This is a genomic window from Buttiauxella gaviniae (genome assembly GCF_040786275.1).
GTDB lineage: Bacteria > Pseudomonadota > Gammaproteobacteria > Enterobacterales > Enterobacteriaceae > Buttiauxella > Buttiauxella gaviniae_A.
In genome coordinates, this window is sequence record NZ_JBFMVT010000002.1 from 2,820,705 (window position 1) to 2,844,409 (window position 23,705).

General features: G+C 51.6%; 22 protein-coding genes and 1 pseudogene. 18 read left to right on the forward strand and 5 right to left on the reverse strand.

The annotated features are described in order from the left end of the window. Positions 1-1,587: a gamma-glutamyltransferase family protein gene (locus tag AB1E22_RS13710; RefSeq protein WP_367595801.1), complete on the reverse strand. Its 1,587-nt coding sequence runs from the start codon at positions 1,585-1,587 to the stop codon at positions 1-3. Positions 1,588-1,702: 115 nt separating this feature from the next. On the opposite strand from AB1E22_RS13710, the gene AB1E22_RS13715 reads away from it, so the two are divergent. The 5 genes and pseudogenes from AB1E22_RS13715 to uraH all read left to right on the forward strand — a co-directional run bounded on the left by AB1E22_RS13715 (position 1,703) and on the right by uraH (position 6,059). Beyond that, a complete protein-coding gene (locus AB1E22_RS13715; protein WP_367595802.1) occupies positions 1,703-2,542 on the forward strand; it encodes a MurR/RpiR family transcriptional regulator in 840 nt (279 codons plus the stop codon). Between the two features lie 189 nt (positions 2,543-2,731). After that, positions 2,732-3,973: a pyridoxal-phosphate-dependent aminotransferase family protein gene (locus AB1E22_RS13720; protein ID WP_367595803.1), complete on the forward strand. Its 1,242-nt coding sequence runs from the start codon at positions 2,732-2,734 to the stop codon at positions 3,971-3,973. Further along, a pseudogene (gene hpxK / locus AB1E22_RS13725) lies at positions 3,973-5,229 on the forward strand (allantoate amidohydrolase); the annotation flags it as partial. The gene AB1E22_RS13720 and the pseudogene hpxK, both read left to right, overlap by 1 nt. Next, positions 5,209-5,727, forward strand: a complete 519-nt coding sequence (gene uraD, locus AB1E22_RS13730; protein ID WP_367597376.1) for a 2-oxo-4-hydroxy-4-carboxy-5-ureidoimidazoline decarboxylase — start codon at positions 5,209-5,211, stop codon at positions 5,725-5,727. The pseudogene hpxK and the gene uraD, both read left to right, overlap by 21 nt. Next, positions 5,724-6,059, forward strand: coding sequence for a hydroxyisourate hydrolase (uraH, locus tag AB1E22_RS13735; protein ID WP_367595804.1), 336 nt, complete (start codon positions 5,724-5,726; stop codon positions 6,057-6,059). Before uraD ends, uraH begins: the two co-directional genes overlap by 4 nt. A 6-nt stretch (positions 6,060-6,065) precedes the next feature. Here uraH and AB1E22_RS13740 read toward each other — a convergent pair whose 3' ends face one another. Together AB1E22_RS13740 and fadE are read right to left on the reverse strand one after the other, a co-directional pair. Continuing rightward, positions 6,066-6,833: an amidohydrolase gene (locus AB1E22_RS13740; protein ID WP_367595805.1), complete on the reverse strand. Its 768-nt coding sequence runs from the start codon at positions 6,831-6,833 to the stop codon at positions 6,066-6,068. Between the two features lie 109 nt (positions 6,834-6,942). Continuing rightward, positions 6,943-9,387 (reverse strand): acyl-CoA dehydrogenase FadE, encoded by a 2,445-nt coding sequence (gene fadE / locus AB1E22_RS13745; RefSeq protein WP_367595807.1) that lies wholly within the window; start codon positions 9,385-9,387, stop codon positions 6,943-6,945. A 213-nt stretch (positions 9,388-9,600) separates the two neighbouring features. Between fadE and lpcA the strand changes: the two genes are divergently transcribed. Beyond that, the gene (lpcA, locus tag AB1E22_RS13750) at positions 9,601-10,182 is read left to right on the forward strand and encodes a D-sedoheptulose 7-phosphate isomerase (protein WP_367595808.1); all 582 of its coding nucleotides are present in this window, start codon (positions 9,601-9,603) and stop codon (positions 10,180-10,182) included. A 136-nt stretch (positions 10,183-10,318) separates the two neighbouring features. Next, entirely contained in the window at positions 10,319-11,086 is a 768-nt protein-coding gene (locus tag AB1E22_RS13755) for a class II glutamine amidotransferase (protein WP_367595809.1), read from the forward strand. On the opposite strand, the gene dpaA is transcribed toward AB1E22_RS13755, so the two are convergent. After that, positions 11,057-11,794 (reverse strand): peptidoglycan meso-diaminopimelic acid protein amidase, encoded by a 738-nt coding sequence (gene dpaA / locus AB1E22_RS13760; protein WP_367595810.1) that lies wholly within the window; start codon positions 11,792-11,794, stop codon positions 11,057-11,059. The genes AB1E22_RS13755 and dpaA overlap by 30 nt on opposite strands. 489 nt (positions 11,795-12,283) lie before the next feature. Between dpaA and AB1E22_RS13765 the strand changes: the two genes are divergently transcribed. The 8 genes from AB1E22_RS13765 (at position 12,284) to dinB (ending at position 19,546) form a co-directional block, all read left to right on the forward strand. Beyond that, positions 12,284-13,627, forward strand: coding sequence for a Na(+)-translocating NADH-quinone reductase subunit A (locus AB1E22_RS13765; protein WP_367595811.1), 1,344 nt, complete (start codon positions 12,284-12,286; stop codon positions 13,625-13,627). 3 nt (positions 13,628-13,630) lie between these two features. Then, positions 13,631-14,869, forward strand: coding sequence for an NADH:ubiquinone reductase (Na(+)-transporting) subunit B (locus AB1E22_RS13770; protein ID WP_367595812.1), 1,239 nt, complete (start codon positions 13,631-13,633; stop codon positions 14,867-14,869). After that, positions 14,862-15,656, forward strand: coding sequence for a Na(+)-translocating NADH-quinone reductase subunit C (locus AB1E22_RS13775; RefSeq protein WP_367595813.1), 795 nt, complete (start codon positions 14,862-14,864; stop codon positions 15,654-15,656). The genes AB1E22_RS13770 and AB1E22_RS13775 overlap by 8 nt, the downstream gene beginning before the upstream one ends. Then, complete coding sequence (locus AB1E22_RS13780; RefSeq protein WP_081908371.1) at positions 15,649-16,287, forward strand: NADH:ubiquinone reductase (Na(+)-transporting) subunit D; 639 nt, start codon at positions 15,649-15,651, stop codon at positions 16,285-16,287. Before AB1E22_RS13775 ends, AB1E22_RS13780 begins: the two co-directional genes overlap by 8 nt. Before the next feature lie 6 nt (positions 16,288-16,293). Continuing rightward, a complete protein-coding gene (gene nqrE / locus AB1E22_RS13785; RefSeq protein WP_367595814.1) occupies positions 16,294-16,890 on the forward strand; it encodes an NADH:ubiquinone reductase (Na(+)-transporting) subunit E in 597 nt (198 codons plus the stop codon). A gap of 12 nt (positions 16,891-16,902) precedes the next feature. After that, complete coding sequence (gene nqrF / locus AB1E22_RS13790) at positions 16,903-18,126, forward strand: NADH:ubiquinone reductase (Na(+)-transporting) subunit F (protein ID WP_367595815.1); 1,224 nt, start codon at positions 16,903-16,905, stop codon at positions 18,124-18,126. Between the two features lie 11 nt (positions 18,127-18,137). Further along, positions 18,138-18,362, forward strand: coding sequence for a (Na+)-NQR maturation NqrM (gene nqrM, locus AB1E22_RS13795; RefSeq protein ID WP_367595816.1), 225 nt, complete (start codon positions 18,138-18,140; stop codon positions 18,360-18,362). A 128-nt stretch (positions 18,363-18,490) separates the two neighbouring features. Next, complete coding sequence (gene dinB / locus AB1E22_RS13800) at positions 18,491-19,546, forward strand: DNA polymerase IV (RefSeq protein WP_367595817.1); 1,056 nt, start codon at positions 18,491-18,493, stop codon at positions 19,544-19,546. A 60-nt stretch (positions 19,547-19,606) separates the two neighbouring features. On the opposite strand, the gene pepD is transcribed toward dinB, so the two are convergent. Then, a complete protein-coding gene (gene pepD, locus AB1E22_RS13805) occupies positions 19,607-21,064 on the reverse strand; it encodes a cytosol nonspecific dipeptidase (protein WP_367595818.1) in 1,458 nt (485 codons plus the stop codon). 265 nt (positions 21,065-21,329) lie between these two features. On the opposite strand from pepD, the gene gpt reads away from it, so the two are divergent. From gpt to crl, 3 genes are all read left to right on the forward strand, one after another. Then, a complete protein-coding gene (gene gpt, locus AB1E22_RS13810) occupies positions 21,330-21,788 on the forward strand; it encodes a xanthine phosphoribosyltransferase (RefSeq protein ID WP_034457839.1) in 459 nt (152 codons plus the stop codon). 200 nt (positions 21,789-21,988) lie between these two features. Next, complete coding sequence (gene frsA / locus AB1E22_RS13815) at positions 21,989-23,236, forward strand: esterase FrsA (RefSeq protein WP_367595819.1); 1,248 nt, start codon at positions 21,989-21,991, stop codon at positions 23,234-23,236. A gap of 57 nt (positions 23,237-23,293) precedes the next feature. Next, positions 23,294-23,695 (forward strand): sigma factor-binding protein Crl, encoded by a 402-nt coding sequence (gene crl, locus AB1E22_RS13820; protein ID WP_367595820.1) that lies wholly within the window; start codon positions 23,294-23,296, stop codon positions 23,693-23,695. Positions 23,696-23,705: the final 10 nt, after the last annotated feature.

Sequence of the window (23,705 nt, forward strand, 5' to 3'; positions counted from 1 at the left end):
TCAAAATCCGGCGGCGCTGCCGTTGCTGCGCGGGTCGTATGCCCCTTCAAGCATGCCGTTGGTATGGCGCACAATGGCACCTGCATGGCCGACGGCTTCGCTAAAGTCTGGCAAGGTTTCTACTTCATGCCCCAGGTCACGAAGAGCGGTGAAAGTTTCCGGGCTGAATCTCGCTTCTAATTTCAGGCTGTCAGAGGCTTGCCCCCACGTTCTTCCCAATAGCCAGCGCGGGGCGCTTACCGCCTCTTGCAATGGCATTCCTTGAATGACATGGCGTGTAAAAATAGCCGCCTGAGTTTGCGGTTGCCCGTCCCCCCCCATCGATCCGTAAACCATCGTTCTGCCATCAGCGAGACGCGCTGCGGCTGGATTCAGGGTATGGAACGGCTGTTTGCCTGGCGCAAGGCTTAACAGGCTTTCTGGTTTGAGACTGAACGCCGCCCCTCGGTTTTGCCATAAAACACCCGTTTTGGGCAGCACCACGCCGCTGCCGAACTCATGATAAATGCTCTGGATAAACGAGACCGCTAAACCGCTGCTGTCAATGACGCCCATCCAGACCGTGTCGCCAGGCCCTTTGCCGGTTCCCCAGGCAGCGGCTTTTGTGTCGTCAATTTCTGCGGCAAGTGCGCTGAGCGGCGCAGGATCTAACAGGCTTTGAATCGAGGTGGTGATATGACGCGGATCGGTGATGTATTGATCGCGCAGCGCAAAGGCTTTTTTGGTCGCCTCAACGATGCGATGAACGGTTTGCGTTTCGTTTGCTTGCGCCATATCCAGATTATCGGTGATCCCCAGGATCGCCAGCGAAACCAGCCCCTGAGTCGGCGGCGTCATATTATAAATATCGCCATGCTGGTGGCTAAGATGCAGAGGAATACGGCGTTTTGCGCGCTGGGCTGCAAGATCCTGCCGATTTATAGGGATGCCTGAATCCGCGAGTTCTTCAGCGATTAGCACTGCTAAAGGGCCGCGATAAAAACTCTCCAGCCCTTCGACGGTCAGGCGCGTCAACGTTTCGGCAAGGCGTGGCTGAGTAAAACGGCTCCCGGCTGGTGGAATTTCACCGCGGTCTAAAAAAGTCTCAGCAAAACCGGAAACATTCACCAGCTCGTCATATTTGCTGCAAGTCGCCAGCGCCTGGGACTGTGTGACGGGAATACCATCTGCCGCATAACGAATGGCATCAGCCAGTAAACGAGAGAGGGGTAATTGCCCCCCACCAAGCTGTGCGGCGATTTTGAGGGCTTCGTCCCAGCCGCTTAGAGTACCGGGTACGGTCAACGCGGATTTTGGCCCGCGATGAGGAATGGATTGCTCGCCTGCGTAAAATTCCAGTGTTGCGAGCGAGCCCGCAGAGCCGCTGGCGTCAATCGCAATGGGCTCACCTTCTGGCGGTACAATCAGCCAGAAACCGTCGCCGCCAATGCCATTCATATGGGGATAGACCACGGCGATGGTTGCGGCGGCGGCAACCATCGCTTCAATAGCATCACCTCCGTGACGCAGCACCGATAACGCGGTTTCGCTGGCCAAATGGTGCGGGGTGACGGCCATGCCGGAAGGTGCCATATTGCTTTGCATCATTATTTACTCTCTCAGAACGGAAGCCCGGTGTTATCTCTAAGCAAGAGATGTTCCAGGTTGCGCAGTGAGTTTCACTGTGCCAGGCTCGGGTGAAACAAAAGTTACAGAGGTCGCAATGAAACAATTAGATGAGCGCTTGAGAGCGACATACGAGCAGCTTTCCCCGCAGGAACAAAAGGTTGCCGCATTTATTGTCGACCATTTTGATGACCTGATTAGCTACAACAGCGCAGAACTTGCTCGCCTTTCTGGCGTATCGAAGGCCACGGTAAGCCGTTTGTTTAAACGTCTGGGTTATGAGCGCTACAAAGATATGCGTGAGGAGCTGCGTACCCTGCGCCAGAGCGGAATGCCGCTTACGGAAAACCGCGATGCTGTGCAAGGTAACACGTTATTAGCACGTCACTACAAGCAAGAAATGGCGAATCTGACGCAGTGGGTCAATCTGCTGGATGCGCAGCAATTCGCAGAAGTTGTGGCGGCGATTAATCATTCAAAACGCATTTTTATCATTGGGTTACGGAACTCATGGCCGGTTGCTATGCACTTGCGCCAGCAGTTATTACAGATTCGGAGCGATGTCTGGTTATTGCCTCAACCCGGCCAGACGCTGGCGGAAGAGGTGGTGGATATCAGCGAGCAAGATTGCGTTATTGCCATCGCGTTTCGTCGCCGCCCACGCATTATCAAACCTTTGCTGGCGAATCTGCATAAACGTCAGGTGCCGCTGCTGGTTATGAGCGAAGCGCAGGGCTCAGGCCTTACGCCTTACTGCCGTTGGCATTTTGCCGCTCCACTCGATAGCGTTTCTGCTTTCGACTCCTACAGCAGCGCGATGAGCCTCGTGAATGTGTTAGCGAATGCCGTGCTGCATGAAGCGTTAACTACGGGCCGCCAGCGTATTCATCATATCGCTGAGCTGTATGCAAAATTTGATGAGCTAGAACAGCGTTAGCGCACTTTATTGGTGCATTTGCACACATCATGGGAGCCATTCTGGTTCAGCTTATGATTCCAGAAATCCTTATTTCACAAGAAATAGAGCTTATTGCTTAGTTTGTCATTCATGAATGCGGGTGGCACATTAGTTGCAGAATATTTTCATAAAGAATCTTTTGTTTCGTAACGAATGAAAGGAAATGCCATGTTCGATATTCAGCACTTCACGCAAATTAACCCGCCACACCGTTTGCTTATGGGGCCCGGACCAATCAATGCCGATCCACGCGTCTTGCGGGCAATGGCGAGCCAGTTAATTGGGCAATATGATCCGGTTATGACCGGTTATATGAATGAAGTGATGGTGCTGTATCGCGAGCTTTTCCGTACCCAAAACCGCTGGACAATGCTGGTGGATGGGACTTCCCGCTCCGGAATAGAAGCTATTTTACTCTCGGCTATTCGCCCCGGCGATAAAGTCCTGGTGCCGGTATTTGGGCGCTTCGGCCATCTGCTGTGTGAGATCGCACGTCGCTGCCGCGCAGAAGTTCATACTATCGAAGTGCCGTGGGGGGAAGTTTTCACCCCGGATCAAATCGAAGATGCGATTAAAACCGTTAAACCGCGTTTGCTGTTGACCGTTCAGGGCGACACATCCACCACCATGCTGCAACCGCTGGCTGAACTGGGCGAAATCTGCCGTCGCCATGGCGTGCTGTTTTATACCGATGCCACCGCATCTTTTGGCGGCAACGTGCTGGAAACAGATGCCTGGGGTTTAGACGCCGTTTCTGCGGGGTTGCAGAAATGTCTCGGCGGCCCCTCAGGCAGCTCACCGATTACCCTGAGTGCGCAAATGGAAGAAGTTATCCGCCGCCGTAAATGTGTGGAAGAGGGGATCCGCACCGCCGAGCACCAGGATGGCGATGACGAAATGATCTACTCGAACTACTTCGATCTTGGCATGGTGATGGACTACTGGGGGCCGGAGCGCCTGAACCACCACACCGAAGCCACCAGCATGTTATTCGCTGCCCGCGAATGCGCGCGAATTATTCTGGAAGAGGGGCTGGATGTTGGGATCGCTCGCCATGAGTTGCACGGACGTGCGCTGGTGGCAGGAATTCAGGGCATGGGGCTGGAAACATTCGGCACTCTGCAACACAAAATGAATAACGTTTTGGGCGTGGTGATCCCGTCTGCGGTTCACGGTGAAGAAGTACGCAAAATGCTGCTGGACGATTTCCATATCGAAATCGGTACGTCGTTTGGCCCGCTGCAAGGCAAAATCTGGCGCATCGGTACTATGGGTTACAACGCGCGAAAAGATTGCGTCCTGCAAACATTGACCGCCCTGGAAGCTGTGCTTAATCGCCTTGGTTTCAAAACGACGCAAGGCGCTGCGATGCAGGCCGCGTGGGATGTTTATTCGCAGGAAAATCGCTGATGATAAAACATGTCATGAATCCCGATGAGGCCAGCGCCGCTGCACGCCGCATCATGCAGCGCGCGGATGAACTGGCGCAAATCAGCGAAACGCCAGGCCAGCTCACGCGCGTCTATCTTTCGCCCGAACATCTGCGCGCAAATTATTTAGTCGCGGGCTGGATGGAACAGGCCGGTATGACGACCTGGCAGGATGCGGTTGGCAATATCTGCGGGCGTTATGAAGGCGAGCGAGAAGGGGCTCAGGCCATTTTGTTAGGGTCGCATCTTGATACGGTACGCAATGCCGGGCGCTATGACGGAATGCTGGGCGTGTTAACTGCCCTGGAGGTGGTTGAATATTTGTCTCGTCATAATCTCCAGCTTGCACAGGCGATTGAAATTGTGGGCTTTGGGGATGAAGAAGGCACCCGATTTGGCATCACCTTATTAGGCAGCAGAGGGTTGACCGGAACCTGGCCGGAAAGCTGGCTTGCGTGTGAAGACGCAGCGGGAATCAGCGTCGCACAAGCGTTAGTGAATGCCGGATTTGATCCGTCACGCATTCGCAGTGCTGAGCGCAGCCCGGAAGAGTTCAGCGCCTACCTTGAATTGCATATTGAGCAGGGGCCGGTGTTAGAGGAAGAAAATCTTGCTCTCGGTGTAGTGACCGCCATCAACGGTGCTCGCCGTTTGAAGTGCCGCTTTGTGGGAGAAGCTGGGCATGCGGGCACGGTGCCCATGACTATTCGCAAAGATGCGCTTGCGGCGGCGGCGGCCTGGATGATGTATGTCGAGAGCACAACGCGCGCCTTTAGCCCTGATATCGTTGCCACGGTTGGTTCGCTGCAATGCTTGCCCGGTGCCGCCAATGTGATTCCCGGTGAAGTTCAACTGACGCTGGATATTCGCAGCCCAAGTGATTGTGACCTTGAAGGACTACTCGAGAATTTGTTAAACGAGGCGAATCAGATCGCTGCCCTGCGAGATGTCACTTTCAGCGCTGAAACCTACTATTCGATTCCCGCCACGCCGTGCGATACCCAATTACAACAGCAGTTAAGTCTCGCCGTTGCTGCCGTGCAGGGGCGAAGTTTATCGCTGCCCAGCGGGGCGGGGCATGATGCTATCGCCATTGCCGAACGCTGGCCCGTCGGCATGCTGTTTGTGCGGTGCGATCGCGGAATAAGCCATCATCCGGCTGAATCAGTCATGGAAGAAGATGTGAAACTGGCGGTGCAGGCTTACACGCAAACGGTGATAGCGATCGCGGGAAAAAATCCGCTGGATGAGTTTAACGACGCCCTGGTGAATGATGCGCTTGAGCTTATAGCGCCTTGTGTCGCGATACCTGCCTGGGCCGAAAGTCTGGTTGCTGCGAGGCCTTATCCGACCGTCAATGCGCTACAGCATTATGCTTCGCAACTGACGTTGGATTGGGGACGCGCGGAACTGAACCTGGCGCTGGCAGCGCATCCACGCATTGGCGAAAAACCGCAAGGTTCCGGTAAAGAAGCGCTGCTTTCGAGAGGCGAACAATCCACGGTGGACACGCAAAATCGCGTGTTGAAAGAGGCGCTGGCACAGGGTAATACGGAGTATGAAGCACAGTTTGGTCGTGTATTTTTGATCCGTGCCAAAGGGCGCAGCGGTGAAGAAATGCTGAGCGAACTCCATAGGCGTTTGAATAACTCTCCTGCCGAAGAAGAAGCTGAAGCTCTCGAACAATTACGCCAAATCACCTTGTTACGTCTCGAAGGAGCCTTTGCCCAATGAGCCAACTGAGTACGCATATTCTTGATACCTCACTGGGGAAACCAGCGGTAAATGTGGCGATTCGGCTTGAGCTGCTGGTGGCGGAAAGCTGGAAGACAATTGCCCGGGGCGTAACGGATGTGGATGGGCGACTAAAAGATTTTACTGAGGAACCGCTGGCGGCGGGGCGTTATCGTCTGACGGCTGAAATCGGCGAGTACTTTGCTGCAACGCAGCGGGAAACGCTATATCCCTGCGCGCAAATTGATTTTGTTATCGCGCAAAGCGACGGGCATTATCATCTGCCGTTTCTTATCTCCCCCTGGTCGTGGTCGACGTATCGGGGGAGTTAGTTGAACTTATAAACTAAAAGGATCGGCGTCCTGCCACGCGGGGAATTTTTCGCGATATTCCTGCAACGCAATCAGGGATAAATCGGCATCCAGGCGCATTGCCTGATGGGCTTCGCCATTCGCCAGAATATCGCCCTGCGGACTAATGATTTTACTGTCGCCACGGTAATGATGCCCGTTGCCATCGGTGCCCACACGGTTGCAGCCTGCGACGTACGCCTGGTTTTCAATCGCGCGCGCAACCAGCAAACTTTGCCAGTGCAGAGAGCGTGGGGCGGGCCAGTTCGCAACATACAACGCCAGATCATAATCGTTGCGGTTGCGGGACCATACCGGGAAGCGCAAGTCATAGCAGACCTGCGGCAAAATACGCCAGCCGCGCCATTCCACCACCACGCGCTCTTCACCCGCCTGATAATGATGATGCTCATCCGCCATACGGAATAAATGACGTTTATCATAGAAATGGACTTTGCCGTCGGGCTGCACCAGCAGAAAACGATTCACAGGCCCGCGCTCGGTTTGCAGCGCAGCACTTCCGCCGATCATCGCCTGCGTTTGCTGAGCTTTAAACTGCATCCAGTCAATCACCTCTTCCTCAGCAAGCGATTGTGTTGCGGCTTCCATCGCAAAACCGGTGGTGAACATTTCTGGCAAGATAATTAAATCGCGGCCATGAATACCATCTAATAGCACGTCAAAATGGCGTAAATTTGCCGCGCCATCCATCCAGACCAGCGGTTGTTGCATAACGGTAATTTTCAGACCAGACACAATCGGAAGCCTCATGATAAACAGTGTTTCATTCACTGTAGCATGACTTAACTGGCTTTTGTTGGGTAATAAAAAACCCGCCGGAGCGGGTTTTTAAGCGTCTTGCAGGTTACGCAGCTTCAATTTTGCGATGCTTTTCCGGCACCTTTACCGGCATGGTTGCCAACTCCTCCGGCTCAAATTCGTCGACGTTAATACTGCGCAGGCGGCTTGCTTCGGCTTTGGTGAGAATCGCCGCTTCGTCCGCGTTGATTTTCCCTTCAGCCAGCCACTGTTTCGCTTGCTCATCAAGGCGAGTGAACGGCAGGTTACGCCCGGTTTCTTTGCAGATGCGTAAATGGATTGGCTCGGCGGCCATCACATCCATCAATGCTTCTTCCAACAGACCCGCCGGGTTGAACTCACTTGGCGTCAGATACTGACCGCGACCGATGCGTGAGCGGGTTGCGGATGGGATCTGCATGATCTTCGCGAGTTTATGATCCAGCTTATCTGATGGCGCCTCGTAGCGACGGCCCAGCGGGAAGATCACCACGCGCAGCATGCCAGCCACAAACGCGTTCGGGAAGTTACGCAGCAGATCGTCCATCGCCTGTTCGGCCTGATACAGCGCATCCTGCACGCCCCAGTGAACCAGCGGCAGATCCGCTTCGTTACGGCCTTCATCGTCATAACGTTTTAGCACTGAGGAAGCGAGGTATAGCTGGCTCAGAACATCACCCAGACGAGCTGAGATACGCTCGCGACGCTTGAGGCTACCACCCAGAACCGCCATGGATACATCTGACAGCAAGGCGAGGTTGGCACTCAGTCGGTTCATATATTGGTAGTAGCGTTTGGTGGAATCTTTGGTCGGCGTGGCGCTGGTCAGACCGTTAGTCAGGCCGAGCCACAGGCTGCGCATTTTGTTGCTACCAACGTGGCCGATATGTTTGAACAACAGTTTATCGAACGCGTTGACGTCATTGTTTTGCGCGGCGGTCATCTCTTCAAGCACATAGGGATGGCAACGAATCGCCCCCTGGCCGAAGATAATCATGCTGCGCGTCAGGATATTCGCGCCTTCTACAGTAATGGCGATCGGCGCGCCCTGGTAAGCACGTGCCACAAAGTTGGAGTTACCCAGCATAATGCCTTTCCCGCCGACAATATCCATGGCATCCAAAATGGCGCGCTGGCCGCGATGGGTGCAGTGGTATTTCACGATGGCAGACAGAACCGCAGGTTTTTCGCCGAGCATAATGCCGTAAGTGACCAGAGATGCAGCGGCGTCCATGACATACGCATTCCCCGCAATACGCGCCAGAGGCTCTTCAATTCCTTCCATTTTACCGATGGAGATTCTGAACTGGCGGCGGATGTGGGCATACGCACCCGTTGCCATCGCTACCGATTTCAAACCGCCAGTTGAGTTAGACGGCAGCGTGATGCCGCGACCAACGGACAGGCATTCCACCAGCATACGCCAGCCCTGACCGGCCATTTTCGGGCCGCCAATGATGTAATCGATGGGAACGAAAATATCTTTGCCGCGCGTTGGGCCGTTCTGGAACGGTACGTTGAGCGGGAAGTGGCGCTTACCGATTTCGACACCCGGCGTGTGTGTTGGGATCAACGCGCAGGTAATACCAAGATCTTCTTCGTTGCCCAGTAAACGATCGGGATCTGAGAGTTTGAATGCGAGCCCCAGAACGGTGGCGATTGGCGCAAGCGTAATATAGCGCTTATTCCATGTCAGACGCATACCGAGAACTTGCTGGCCCTGCCATTCGCCCATGCAGACGACACCGGTGTCAGGGATCGCACCTGCATCAGAGCCTGCTTCCGGGCTGGTCAGCGCAAAGCATGGGATCTCTTGCCCGCGAGCCAGGCGCGGCAGGTAGTGATCTTTCTGCTCTGTGGTTCCGTAATGTTGTAGCAATTCACCCGGGCCTAATGAGTTAGGCACGCCAACGGTGATGGCCAGAATACCGGAAACACCTGAGAGTTTTTGCAGCACGCGTGACTGCGCGTAAGCGGAAAATTCCAGACCGCCGTACTCTTTTTTGATGATCATCGCGAAGAAGCGATGCTCTTTTAAATAAGCCCACAGTTCCGGCGGCAAATCAGCCATTTCGTGCGTGATTTGGAAGTCGTTTGCCAGGCGGCAAGCTTCTTCTACCGGGCCGTCGATAAACGCTTGTTCTTCTTCGGTCAGTTTTGGCTGCGGGTAGTTGTGCAATTTTTCCCAGTCTGGCTTACCGCGGAACAGATCGCCTTCCCACCAGGTCGTACCGGCATCGATAGCCTCTTTTTCAGTACGTGACATGGGTGGCATGACTTTACGGAAGCTGCGGAAAACCGGCGCGGAAATCAGAGATTTACGAATCGGCGTAACGATAAGCGGCACCAGAATAATCGCCAGTGGAACCAATACCCAGAAGGACCAGATACCGGCGAAGCCAAGCGCCGCTGTCCACGCCAGTAAGAGAGCGCTACTGAGCAGTAAATTGACCTGGTGATAGAAAAGCACACCGAGGAGAACAACGGTTGCAACAATACTCAAAATCAACATAAAGGAAACTCCCTTGCTTGTAGGAGGTCTGACCACTTGGATGTATTGGTTTTAGTTCATGTGGTTTTTTTTAGCAATATCTTCACAAAATAATTACAACCTTGCTCACATTGTTACCGCACAGAACAGCAAAAGCAGGAGGATATGGCGCTTCTCGCGCTATCCGGTAAACTGCTGGGGTTAATCAATCGAAAAATACTGAAGGACATCCTCATGTACCAGGATCTTATTCGTAACGAGTTGAATGAAGCGGCTGAAACGCTGGCTAACTTCCTGAAAGATGACGCTAACATTCATGCCATTCAGCGCGCGGCAGTATTGCTGGCAGATAGCTTTAAAGCCGGTGGCAAAGTGCTGTCTTGCGGCAACGGTGGTTCACATTGCGATGCGATGCACTTCGCGGAAGAACTGACGGGGCGCTATCGCGAAAACCGTCCGGGCTATCCGGCGATTGCGATTTCTGATGTCAGCCACATCTCTTGTGTGGGGAACGATTTTGGCTATGACCACATCTTCTCTCGTTATGTTGAAGCGGTAGGGCGTGAAGGCGATGTGCTGCTGGGGATCTCCACTTCTGGTAATTCCGGCAACGTCATCAAAGCGATTGAAGCTGCGCGTGCGAAAGGCATGAAAGTCATCACCCTGACCGGGAAAGATGGTGGCAAAATGGCGGGTAGCGCGGATATTGAAATTCGTGTGCCGCACTTTGGTTATGCCGATCGCGTTCAGGAAGTTCATATTAAAGTGATTCATATCCTGATTCAGCTTATCGAAAAAGAGATGGTTAAAGCTTAACGTTAATCCTCTTTGTTTTTTGTAGGGCGCATAAGCCTGGGCCATTCGCCGCCGCCATAATGCAGGTGGTGGATGGCATTCGGTTTATTCACCCTACAAAATAGTGATGAGGAGAATACAGCAGTGGGAGAAGACTATGTGCGAACTGCTCGGGATGAGCGCCAACGTACCAACAGATATTTGCTTTAGTTTTACCGGTCTGGTGCAGCGAGGCGGTGGTACGGGGCCACATAAAGATGGCTGGGGCATTACTTTCTATGAAGGTAAGGGCTGTCGCACGTTCAAAGATCCGCAACCCAGCTTCAATTCGCCTATCGCTAAACTTGTGCAGGAATATCCTATTAAATCCTGTTCCGTTGTCGCACATATTCGCCAGGCGAACCGCGGCAAAGTCGCGCTGGAAAATACCCACCCTTTTACGCGCGAATTATGGGGCCGCAACTGGACCTATGCGCACAATGGGCAGCTCAAAGGTCATCGCTCGCTGGATACCGGCCCGTTCCGCCCGATTGGTGAAACCGACAGTGAACAAGCGTTTTGCTGGCTGCTTCATAAGCTCACTCAACGTTATCCACGCACCCCTGGCAATATGCAGGCTGTGTTCCGCTATATCACTGAACTTGCCGCGCAGTTACGTGAGAAAGGCGTGTTTAATATGCTGTTGTCGGATGGGCGTTACGTGATGGCGTTTTGCTCGACCAATTTATACTGGATAACCCGACGGGCACCGTTCGGTGTGGCAAAGCTGTTGGATCAGGATGTGGAAATCGACTTTCAGGAAGAGACCACACTTAATGATGTGGTCACCGTAATTGCGACTCAGCCCCTGACAGGGAATGAAACCTGGCACAAAATTGCACCAGGCGAATCGGAATTATTTTGCCTCGGGGAGCGCGTAGTTTGATGCCAACTGCGGTTGTGTCGTAGGCGCAACCGGTTTGCTAATCATGTAATTACCGTTGACCACCGAAACCACAGGTGGCTGGTGATTGGCGGTAAAGTAATCATAACCAGGCTTCAGTTGTTTCCAGAAGTTGATGTAATAAGAGTATTTATGGCGCTGCATATTGGCATCCGTCATGCGGAACGGATAGATGCTGACTTGCACATTCGGCTGACCGAAGACCAGTGCTGCCGTAACGAACTGGAAAATCTCATCAATGCCACTGTCAGTCATGGCATAGCAGCCAATTGATACGCAGGCTCCGTGAATCATCAGGTATTGACCCTGATACCCGTGCGAGCGATCAAATTCATTCGGGAAACCGATATTAATGGCTTTATAGAAGCGGCTATCAGGTTTTAGCTGGTTACGCGCTACGTGATAAAAACCTTCAGGACTTTTAAAATCACCCTGACGTTGTTTTGGACCTAATCCACCGGAATAGTTACAGATGCGATAGCTGTCGAGCAGTTGATACTGTTCGCCCATCTTCACATATAACTCTAGCGTGCGCTCTTCCTTAAATATCTGAATATAAACAGGAGAGCCCATAAGTTGTTGCTTGAATTCTTTACTGACTGGCGTAGCTGACGAATTGCTGCTTAATAAGCTTGCAAACGACATGAACGGCATCAGAAGCATCGCAATCATAAGTGCGATCTTACGCATACTGCTTTATTCCTTGATAAAACTTAAACCAAATGCCAGGACGGCAAAAGTGACCCGGAATCAGAATACTCTGGATTAGGAGCGCTCACATTAGCATCGTTCTGAATTTTCGCAAGCCTCAAACGGAACGATTACATACATAAATAGTATTGAGCAAACCATTTATAAAGACTATGAATTAGCTTTTTGCGTAATAGCTCGCATTGCTGCATATCTCTGCGGTGATTTCTGCACCTTCGAGTGCCTAATGATGCTAAAATCCGCCGCGAATGTTGACCTGCGGATAAGAACGGAAACTATCCATAAGTCAGTTGTCCCGGAAAAAGGATATCAGGGCGACTTATACCTCCCTCTCGTCATAGTGAATGGATGCGTTTCCTTATTTATCTGCCTTATATGTCGCATCGGTTGAACCGTGTTTCGACCCATCCGTTGTCGGCTACAGTTTTTTGTCGGTATGTTTAAGCCAATTTTAAACGTGATAACCTTATGATAAAAATCAAAAAAGGTCTGGATTTGCCTATTGCCGGTTTACCGGAACAGCAGATTCATGACGGCCCTGCGATACCTTTCGTGGCTTTACTCGGTGAAGAGTATGTCGGCATGCGTCCTTCCATGCTGGTGCAAGAAGGCGACAAAGTATTGAAAGGCCAGCCCCTCTTCGAAGATAAAAAGAACCCTGGTGTGTTCTTTACCGCTCCGGCGAGTGGAACGGTAACCGCGATTCATCGTGGTGAGCGCCGTGTTCTGCAATCTCTGGTTATTGAGGTTCACGGTGATGAGCAAGTTGTTTTCGAACGTTTTGCGCCAGAAAGCCTTGCCAAACTGCCGCGTGAAACCGTTCAGACTCAATTATTGGCATCTGGCCTGTGGACAGCGCTGCGTACGCGTCCCTTCAGTAAAACGCCGCAGCCTGCCAGCACTCCCGCTGCCATTTTTGTCACTGCGATGGATACCAATCCGTTGGCGGCTGACCCGCAACCCATTATCCGCGTCCATCGTGAAATGTTTGATGCCGGTTTAACGCTGCTGTCCAGGCTGACCGATGGCAAAGTCCATGTCTGTCAGGCTGGTGGCGGTAAGTTGGGTGGTCATCCAGCCGGGCAAGTCACTTTTAATGAATTTGCCGGGCCGCACCCCGCCGGGTTAGTGGGTACGCACATTCACTTCCTGGAGCCGGTAAGCCTGCAAAAAACGGTGTGGCATCTGAACTACCAGGATGTCATTGCTATCGGCAAATTGTTTGTTGAAGGTGAACTGTGGACCGAGCGCGTGATTGCGCTAGCCGGGCCGCAGGTTAAAAAACCGCGCCTGATTCGTACACGCCTTGGCGCTTCACTGGAGGTGCTGACTGCGGGTGAGTTGGCGGAAGGTGAAAACCGCATTGTCTCTGGCTCAGTTTTAAGTGGAACGCAGGCCGTCGGCCCTCGCGCCTGGCTTGGCCGCTTCCACCTACAAGTCACCGCTTTGAAAGAAGGGCGTGAGAAAGAGTTGTTTGGCTGGGTCATGCCGGGTGCGGATAAATATTCTATAACCCGCACCACACTTGGCCACTTCCTGAAGCGTAAATTATTTAACTTCTCAACGGACACTAATGGTGGAGAACGCGCCATGGTGCCAATCGGTAACTATGAGCGTGTTATGCCGTTGGATATTCTGCCAACGATGCTACTGCGCGATTTACTGGCAGGCGACACCGATAGCGCTCAGGCGTTGGGGTGTCTGGAGCTGGATGAAGAAGATTTGGCGCTTTGTACCTATGTTTGCCCTGGGAAATATGAGTATGGCCCGGTGCTACGCGAGGTCTTAACCCGCATCGAGCAGGAAGGATAAGTCATGGGCTTGAAGCATTTATTTGAAAAACTAGAGCCGCACTTCACGCAGGGCGGTAAGCTTGAAAAGTACTACCCACTGTTTGAAGCAACGGCGACGCTATTTTATACGCCAGGGATTGTTACGCCAGGCGCTTCCCACGTCCGGGACGCTATCGACCTGAAACGCATGATGATCCTGGTGTGGTTCGCGGTATTCCCGGCCATGTTCTGGGGAATGTATAACGTCGGGTTACAAACCATTCCTGCACTCAATAAAATGTACGGTGCGGAGCAGCTCCAGCAGGTGATTTCATCTGACTGGCATTATGTTGTGGCGCAGTGGCTCGGGGTGAGTTTTACGCCTGATGCTGGCTGGCTAAGTATGATGACCCTGGGCGCGGTTTTCTTCCTGCCAATTTACATCACCGTATTCTTGGTCGGTGGTTTCTGGGAAGTTTTATTCTCCATCATTCGCAAGCATGAAATTAACGAAGGCTTCTTTGTTACCTCCATTTTGTTTGCGCTGGTGGTGCCACCAACGCTGCCTCTGTGGCAAGCGGCGCTCGGTATTAGTTTTGGCGTCGTAATCGCGAAAGAGATTTTTGGTGGTACCGGGCGTAACTTCCTCAACCCAGCACTGGCGGGGCGCGCGTTCCTGTTCTTCGCTTATCCGGCACAAATTTCCGGTGACTTAGTGTGGACTGCGGCAGATGGTTTCTCCGGCGCAACACCGCTTTCCCAATGGGCCAACGGCGGCAGCGAAGGGCTGGTAAATGTTGCAACAGGCCAACCTGTCACATGGATGGATGCTTTCCTTGGCAATATTCCCGGGTCAATTGGTGAAGTTTCAACGCTGATGATCCTGATTGGCGGGGCGATTATTCTGTTTGGTCGCGTTGCCTCCTGGCGTATTGTTGCAGGCGTTATGCTTGGCATGATAGCGACCGCCACTCTCTTTAACTTCATTGGTTCTGCAACCAATCCTCTGTTCGCTATGCCGTGGTACTGGCACCTGGTGTTAGGTGGTTTTGCCTTTGGCATGATGTTTATGGCAACAGATCCGGTATCTGCCTCGTTTACCAATAAAGGTAAATGGTGGTACGGGGCACTCATTGGTGTGATGTGTGTGCTAATTCGTGTTGCCAATCCGGCCTATCCAGAAGGGATGATGCTGGCGATCCTGTTCGCCAACCTCTTTGCACCGCTGTTTGATTACCTGGTGGTGCAAGCCAATATTAAGCGGAGGAAGTCGCGTGGCTGAAGTAAAAAGTAACGATAGCATCGGCAGAACGCTGCTGGTGGTGCTGGTGCTTTGCCTGGTGTGCTCCGTCGTGGTGGCGGGTTCTGCTGTCGGGCTCAAAGCTCGCCAGCAAGAGCAAAAAGCGCTCGATAAGCAACGAAACATCCTTGATGTTGCGGGCCTGGCGACACCTAAAATGAGCGGTGAAGATGTCAAAGCCATCTACCAATCGCGCATTACGCCGCGTTTGTTAGATTTGAAAAGCGGTGAGTTGTTGGACAAAGACTCGTCTAAGTTTGACCAGGCTGCGGCACTCCGTGACCCAAATCAGAGCATGACGCTCTCTTCAAACGAAGACCGCGCGGGGATAAAACAGCGTAGCAATATTGTTGAAATTTACCTGGTGCGTGATGAGAAAAACAACGTGCAGGAAGTTGTTTTGCCGGTATACGGTAAAGGTTTGTGGTCAATGATGTACGCCTTTGTTTCATTGCAAACCGATGGCCGGACGGTGAAAGGCATCACTTACTACGATCAGGGCGAAACCCCTGGGCTTGGCGGTGAAGTTGAAAATCCAAACTGGCGTGCGCAGTGGATTGGCAAAAAACTCATTGATGAAAATGGGCAGCCTGCAATCCGCCTTGTAAAAGGGGGGGCGCGTCAGGGGGATGAGTACGGGGTCGATGGTTTATCCGGTGCGACTCTGACGGCAAACGGGGTACAACACACTTTTGATTTCTGGATGGGTGAGCTGGGTTTTGGCCCCTTCCTGAAGCAAGTTCGTGAAGGAGCGCTCAACAATGGCTGATATTTCAGACATGAAAGAGGTCAAACGGGTATTGGTTAGTCCACTGGTGGATAACAACCCTATTGCCTTGCAAATACTGGGTGTCTGTTCGGCACTGGCGGTAACGACCAAACTGGAAACCGCGTTTGTAATGACTATCGCGGTAACCGTGGTGACTGCGTTTTCCAGCATGTTCATTTCGATGATCCGCAACCTGATCCCAAACAGTGTACGCATCATCGTGCAGATGGCGATCATTGCCTCGTTAGTTATCGTTGTGGATCAGATTCTGCGTGCTTACGCCTATGAAATCTCCAAGCAATTATCGGTGTTCGTCGGCCTTATCATCACCAACTGTATCGTAATGGGGCGCGCCGAAGCCTACGCTATGAAGTCGCCCCCGCTGGCAAGTTTCATGGATGGGATCGGTAATGGCCTCGGTTACGGCGTGATTTTGCTGCTGGTAGGGTTCCTGCGTGAGCTTATAGGCAGCGGCAAATTATTTGGTATCACGGTGCTCGAAACGGTGCAGAACGGTGGCTGGTATCAGCCAAACGGGATGTTCCTGCTGGCACCGAGTGCGTTCTTTATTATTGGCCTGTTAATTTGGGCTTTGCGTACGCTCAAGCCTGCGCAGCAGGAAAAGGACTAACTGACTATGGAACATATGATTAGTCTGTTTGTGCGCGCTGTGTTTATTGAAAACATGGCGCTCGCGTTCTTCCTCGGCATGTGTACTTTCCTGGCCGTTTCCAAGAAGGTTTCCACTGCGTTTGGCCTGGGTGTTGCGGTGACCGTTGTGTTGGGGATTTCCGTTCCTGCCAATAACCTGGTTTATAACCTGGTATTACGAGACGGTGCATTAGTCGAAGGAGTTGATCTCAGCTTCCTCAACTTCATCACATTCATTGGCGTGATTGCAGCCCTGGTACAAATTCTTGAAATGATCCTCGATCGTTTCTTCCCGTCTCTGTACAACGCGTTGGGTATTTTCCTGCCGCTTATTACCGTTAACTGTGCCATTTTCGGCGGCGTGTCGTTTATGGTGCAACGTGATTATAACTTTGGTGAATCCGTTGTTTACGGCATCGGCTCCGGTGTGGGTTGGATGCTGGCAATAGTGGCGATGGCGGGTATTCGCGAGAAGATGAAATATGCCAATGTGCCCGCAGGATTGCGTGGCTTAGGGATTACCTTTATCACCACCGGATTGATGGCGCTGGGCTTCATGTCATTCTCCGGTGTGCAGCTGTAAGGGCGGAAACGTATGGAAATTATTCTTGGCGTGGTGATGTTCACGCTGATTGTTTTGGCTCTGGCGCTGCTGATTTTGTTCGCCAAGTCAAAACTGGTGAACTCAGGCGATGTGCTGATTGAAATTAACAACGAAGCAGATAAACAGTTTCATGCTCCGGCAGGTGACAAGCTGCTTAATACCCTATCGAACCAGGGTATTTTCATCTCCTCTGCATGCGGTGGCGGTGGGTCGTGCGGTCAGTGTCGTGTGAAAATTAAAGAAGGCGGCGGCGATATTCTTCCTACCGAACTTTCGCACATCACCAAGCGTGAAGCGAAAGAGGGCTGCCGTTTAGCCTGCCAGGTCGCCGTTAAGCAGGATATGAAAATTGAGCTGCCAGAAGAGATTTTTGGCGTTAAAAAATGGGAGTGCGAAGTTATCTCTAACGATAACAAAGCGACGTTCATTAAAGAGCTCAAGCTGCGTATTCCTGATGGTGAAGTGGTGCCGTTCCGGGCAGGTGGCTATATTCAGATTGAGAGCCCGCCTCATGAAGTTAACTACCAGGACTTTGATGTTCCTCAGGAATATCGAGGCGACTGGGATAAGTTTAATCTCTTCCGCTTTAAGTCCGTGGTTAAAGAGCCGTGTGTACGTGCTTACTCCATGGCGAACTATCCGGACGAGAAAGGCATTATCATGCTGAACGTGCGTATCGCAACACCGCCACCGAATGTGCCAGATGCACCGCCGGGGATTATGTCCTCCTACATCTGGTCGTTGAAAGCGGGCGATAAAGTAACGATTTCCGGGCCGTTTGGTGAATTCTTTGCCAAAGACACTGACGCAGAAATGGTATTCATTGGCGGTGGTGCAGGCATGGCGCCCATGCGTTCACACATTTTCGACCAGCTTAAACGCCTACATAGCACGCGCAAAATCAGCTTCTGGTATGGCGCTCGTTCGCTGCGTGAGATGTTCTACGAAGAAGAGTTTGAAAAACTGGCGCAAGAGAACCCGAACTTTACCTTCAATGTGGCACTTTCTGATCCACAGCCGGAAGATAACTGGACGGGCTACACGGGCTTCATCCACAACGTATTGCTGGAAAACTACCTTCGTAGTCACCCGGCACCAGAAGATTGTGAATTCTATATGTGTGGGCCGCCAATGATGAACGCAGCGGTGATCAAAATGCTCAAAGACTTGGGTGTTGAGGATGAAAATATCATGCTCGACGACTTTGGCGGCTGACGGGAACCCTTATGCTGACACTGTTTTTAGCCACTTTTGCTATTTTCCTGCTGGTGATATTTGGTATGTCATTGGGGGTGATTGTGAAGCGTAAAACGCTTCAGGGTAGCTGCGGTGGTATTTCTGCACTTGGCATGGAAAAAGTCTGCAACTGCCCGGAACCCTGCGATGCGCGTAAAAAACGCATCGCGAAGGCTGAGCGTCAGGAAAAACTCCAGCAAAACCGTATTTTGTGATCCCCCAAAACCTCCCGTCTATCGGGAGGTTTTCTAATAGTGACTCCCCCAGCGCTACACATCTTGAAAGATGACGCCCCTTTATTTTGACTGTATACTTATCCAGTAATTAACGGGTGTGAAAACGTATGCGTAAAATCATTCATGTTGATATGGACTGCTTTTTTGCGGCCGTAGAGATGCGTGATAATCCAGCTTTGCGGGATATTCCGCTCGCTATCGGTGGCAGCGCGCAGCGACGCGGGGTTATCAGCACAGCAAATTATCCTGCGCGGAAATTTGGTGTACACAGCGCGATGTCTACCGCCATGGCGCTAAAATTGTGCCCGCACCTGACGCTTTTGCCAGGGCGTTTTGACGCATACAAAGAAGCTTCAAACCATATTCGTGAAATATTTAGCCGCTACACAACGCTTATTGAACCGCTCTCTTTAGATGAGGCTTATCTGGATGTCACGGAGAGCCCGCATTGCCACGGCTCAGCTACATTAATAGCGAAAGAGATCCGCCAGTCTATTTCGGATGAACTTAATCTCACCGCGTCTGCGGGCATCGCTCCGGTAAAATTCCTCGCCAAAATCGCCTCGGATTTGAATAAGCCCAATGGCCAATACGTGATCACACCCGAGGATATTCCTGCTTTTCTGCAAACTTTACCGCTCGGCAAAATTCCTGGCGTGGGGAAAGTTACCGCAGGAAAACTGGAAAGTTTAGGGCTACGCACCTGTGCGGATGTGCAGAACACCGATTTAGGCTCATTACTCAAACGGTTTGGCAAGTTTGGCCGCGTAATTTGGGAGCGAAGCCAGGGAGTCGATGAGCGAGAGATCAACAATGAGCGTCAGCGTAAATCCGTTGGCGTCGAGAAAACCCTGGCTGAAGATATTCATGAATGGCCGGAGTGCGAGGCAATTATTGAACAACTTTATAGTGAGCTGGAGAGGCGTCTAAAGAAGGTCAAACCTGATTTACTCATTGCCCGCCAGGGGATCAAACTGAAGTTCAATGACTTTCAGCAGACCACTCAGGAACATGTTTGGCCGCAGTTAAATAAAGCCGATCTCATCGCCACGGCCAGGAAAACCTGGGACGAGCGCAGGGGAGAGCGGGGCGTAAGGCTTGTGGGGCTGCATGTGACATTGCTGGACCCGCAGATGGAACGGCAATTGGTGCTGGGGCTATAAAAAAAGCCCCCATCCTGGTGTTTCCCTATGATGAGGGCCAGGGTGAGGGCATTTGAGATCTTACTTAGCTGGAATCGCTTTTAGCAATTCAGTCAGCAAGATCCAGTATTGGCCTACGCTTTCGATATGAACTTGTTCATCCGGGGAGTGTGGACCCGTGATGGTTGGCCCAATAGAAACCATATCCATATCCGGGTAAGGTTTTTTGAACAGACCACATTCCAGACCCGCATGGATAACCATGATGTTTGGCGTTTTGTTGAAAAGCTTCTGGTAAGTTTCACGAACCAAATGCATGACCGGTGAGTTTGCATCCGGCTGCCAGCCAGGGTAGCTGCCTTTAGCAACGGTTTGTGCGCCAGCAAGCTGACCCAAAGCGTTGAGCATACCAACCACATAATCTTTGCCGCTATCAATCAACGAACGAATCAGGCAGATGATTTCTGCGCTTTCATCACTCATTGTTACCACGCCTACGTTCAGTGAGGTTTCAACAACACCTTTCACTGCGTCGGAATTGCGGATAACGCCGTTTGGCATGGCATTCAACAGGCCCAGGAAAGTGTCACGGCTTTTTGCCGCTAGCGCTTTCTTGTCAGTTGTTGCAGGCTCAACCAGAACGGTGATGTTTTTCTCAACCGCGGCCAGTTCATTTTTCAGAATTGACAGGAACTCGTCAGCAAAAGATTTCAATTGTGCAGCTTTGTCTGCTGGAACGACCAGCGTTGCAAAGCCTTCACGTGGGATAGCGTTACGCAGCGTACCGCCATTGAAATCAATCAGACGGGCATCCAGGTCTGCTGCATGTGCAAACAAGAAACGCGCCAATAATTTGTTGGCGTTGCCCAGACCCAGATGAATTTCGCCACCAGAGTGACCGCCTTTCAGGCCTTTGATTGTAAGCTTGTAGGTTTCGTAGCCAGCAGGAACCGCTTCGCGTTGCAGCGGCAGCGTGGAGATAAAATCAATCCCGCCTGCACAACCCATGTAGATCTCACCCTCTTCTTCAGAGTCGGTGTTAATCAGAATATCCGCCTGCAGCCAGTCAGCTTGCAGGCCAAACGCGCCGTCCATACCGGCTTCTTCGGTCATGGTCAGCAGCACTTCTAACGGGCCATGAGAGACGGAATCATCAGCCAGCACCGCCAGTGCGGATGCCATACCGATACCGTTATCCGCGCCAAGCGTTGTGCCGCGTGCTTTCACCCATTCACCGTCGATATACGGCTGAATCGGGTCTTTAGTGAAATCATGGACTGTATCGTTATTTTTCTGCGGCACCATATCAAGGTGAGCTTGCAGGACAACCGCTTTGCGATTTTCCATTCCCGCAGTCGCAGGTTTACGGATCAGGATATTACCGACCTGGTCGCGCTCAACATGCAGGCCTTTTTCTTTTGCCCAGGACAGAATATGTTCCGCAAGCTGCTCTTCATGATAAGAAGGGTGCGGAATAGAACAGATTTTGGCAAAAATATCCCACAGCGGTTGCGGAGATAATTGAGACAGTTCAGACACGATAAGTCTCCTTGACATCGACTCTGCTGACAATTTTGTTTCACGCAGAGCTGGATTAATCTTAATGAAATACAACACAAGTAGGCATTGTGTGCTGACTTGAGAATACCACTATAACTAAGCCTGTGACGATCTAAAGCACGTAAAAACCAGAAGGAGAGGCCTGCAACACTGGTTTTTAGTGCGCCAGATCTCTATAATCTCGCGCAACCAAAACCCCTTTGAACATTTTTAAGCCGTTAATAACTGGCTGGGATAACTTCACATGAGCGAAAAATACATCGTCACCTGGGACATGTTGCAGATTCACGCGCGTAAACTGGCAAGCCGTCTGCTTCCTGCTGAACAGTGGAAAGGCATTATTGCTGTTAGCCGTGGTGGCCTGGTACCTGGCGCACTGCTGGCACGTGAACTGGGGATTCGTCATGTTGATACCGTTTGCATCTCCAGCTATGACCACGACAACCAGCGTGAGCTGACCGTGCTGAAACGTGCTGAAGGCGATGGTGAAGGCTTCATCGTTATCGATGACCTGGTAGACACCGGCGGCACCGCTGTTGCTATCCGCGAAATGTACCCGAAAGCCCATTTCGTGACTATTTTCGCGAAGCCTGCTGGTCAACCTTTGGTTGACGACTATGTTATCGATATCCCTCAGGATACCTGGATTGAGCAGCCGTGGGATATGGGCGTCGTATTCGTTCCACCTTTGGCTGGCCGCTAATAACCGTCATCATTTGAGTCACAGCGGCGTTGGTGCTCTTAATCGCTCCATTGCCGCCTTGTTGCAACTCAAATGATTTAGGTTATCTTTAGCCTGAGAATTTGCATTCCTTTACGCCCGGCTTTGCCGGGCGTTTGTGCTATTTCGCCGTCGACAGAGTACAATAGCCGCATTCCTGATGTTTGTATGGAGGCAACGCGATGGTACAGGCCAATCTTAGCGAAACGCTATTTAAACCCCGATTTAAGCATCCCGAGACTTCGACTTTAGTTCGTCGCGCTCAACATCACACTGCCCCAGTTATCCAGTCCGCCCTGGACGGCCAAACTGTTCCTCATTGGTATCGCATGATTAACCGCTTGTTGTGGGTTTGGCGCGGTGTCGACGCACGTGAAATTATCGAAGTTCAGGCGCGAATCGCCGCGTGTTCAGCAGAACGAACTCATGATGACTTATGTGACACGGTTATCGGTTATCGCAGCGGTAACTGGATTTATGAGTGGTCAAAGCAGGCAATGCTGTGGCAGCAGCGGGCCAATCAGGAAACGGATCAAGTTAAAAGCGGCAAATATTGGCTACATGCGGCCAATCTTTACAGCATCGCGGCTTATCCACATCTGAAAGGCGATCAGCTCGCGGAACAGGCTCAAGTCCTCGCCAATCGCGCTTATGAAGAAGCGGCTCCGCGCCTTTCAGGCGGTTTACGCGAACTGGAATTTACGATTCCCGGCGGCGGGGCGATAACGGGATTTCTGCATGTTCCAAAAGAGGGGGAAGGCCCATTCCCGACGGTGCTAATTTGCGGCGGTTTGGATGCCCTCCAAAGCGATTATTACACTTTGTTTGAGAAGTATTTTGCACCTCAGGGTATCGCGATGTTAACCATCGACATGCCATCGGTCGGGTTTTCTTCAAAATGGAAACTAACGCAGGATTCTAGCCTTTTGCACCAACACGTTTTGAAGGCGCTGCCCAATATCCCGTGGATTGACCATACTCGCGTAGCGGCGTTTGGTTTCCGTTTCGGTGCTAACGTCGCAGTGCGTCTGGGTTATATCGAAGCACCTCGTTTGAAAGCGGTAGCCTGTTTAGGTCCGGTTGTTCATAGTTTATTGAGCGATGCATCACGTCAGGCGAAGGTGCCGGAGATGTATATTGATGTACTGGCGAGCCGCCTTGGGATGCATGATGCGTCAGATAACGCATTGCGTGTGGAGTTGAATCGCTACTCGCTAAAAACCCAGGGGCTTTTAGGCCGCCATTGCCCAACACCAATGCTTTCGGGTTACTGGGCAAACGATCCATTTAGTCCGGAAGATGACTCTCGTTTAATCACTTCGTCATCTGCTGATGGTAAGTTATTAGCGATTCCGTTTAACCCGGTGTATCGCAATTTTGACAGAGCGTTGAAAGAAATTACAGAATGGATCAAGCATAGATTACGTTAATGATTTGCTAAATTTCATTGGTTTGGTAAAACAGTTGCTTCACAACAGGAGATCGCAATGACGTTACCGAGTGGACACCCGAAAAGTAGATTGATTAAAAAATTCGCCTCGCTTGGCCCCTATATCCGGGAAGAGCAATGCGAAGATAACCGTTTCTTCTTCGATTGCCTGGCTGTGTGCGTCAATGTGAAGCCTGCACCAGAGAAGCGAGAGTTCTGGGGCTGGTGGATGGAACTGGAAGCGCAGGAAAAGCAATTTACCTACACCTATCAGTTTGGGCTGTTTGATAAAGACGGTAAGTGGACTGCAACGGCGACAAAAGACAAAGAAGTGGATGAAAGACTTGAGCAAACATTACGTGGTTTTCACGAACGTTTACGCGAGTTGTTAAGCACTTTGGGTCTTGATTTGGTACCGGCAGAAAATTTTGCCGGAAAGCCGGTAAAGCTCTCAGCGTAAAAATGAAAAT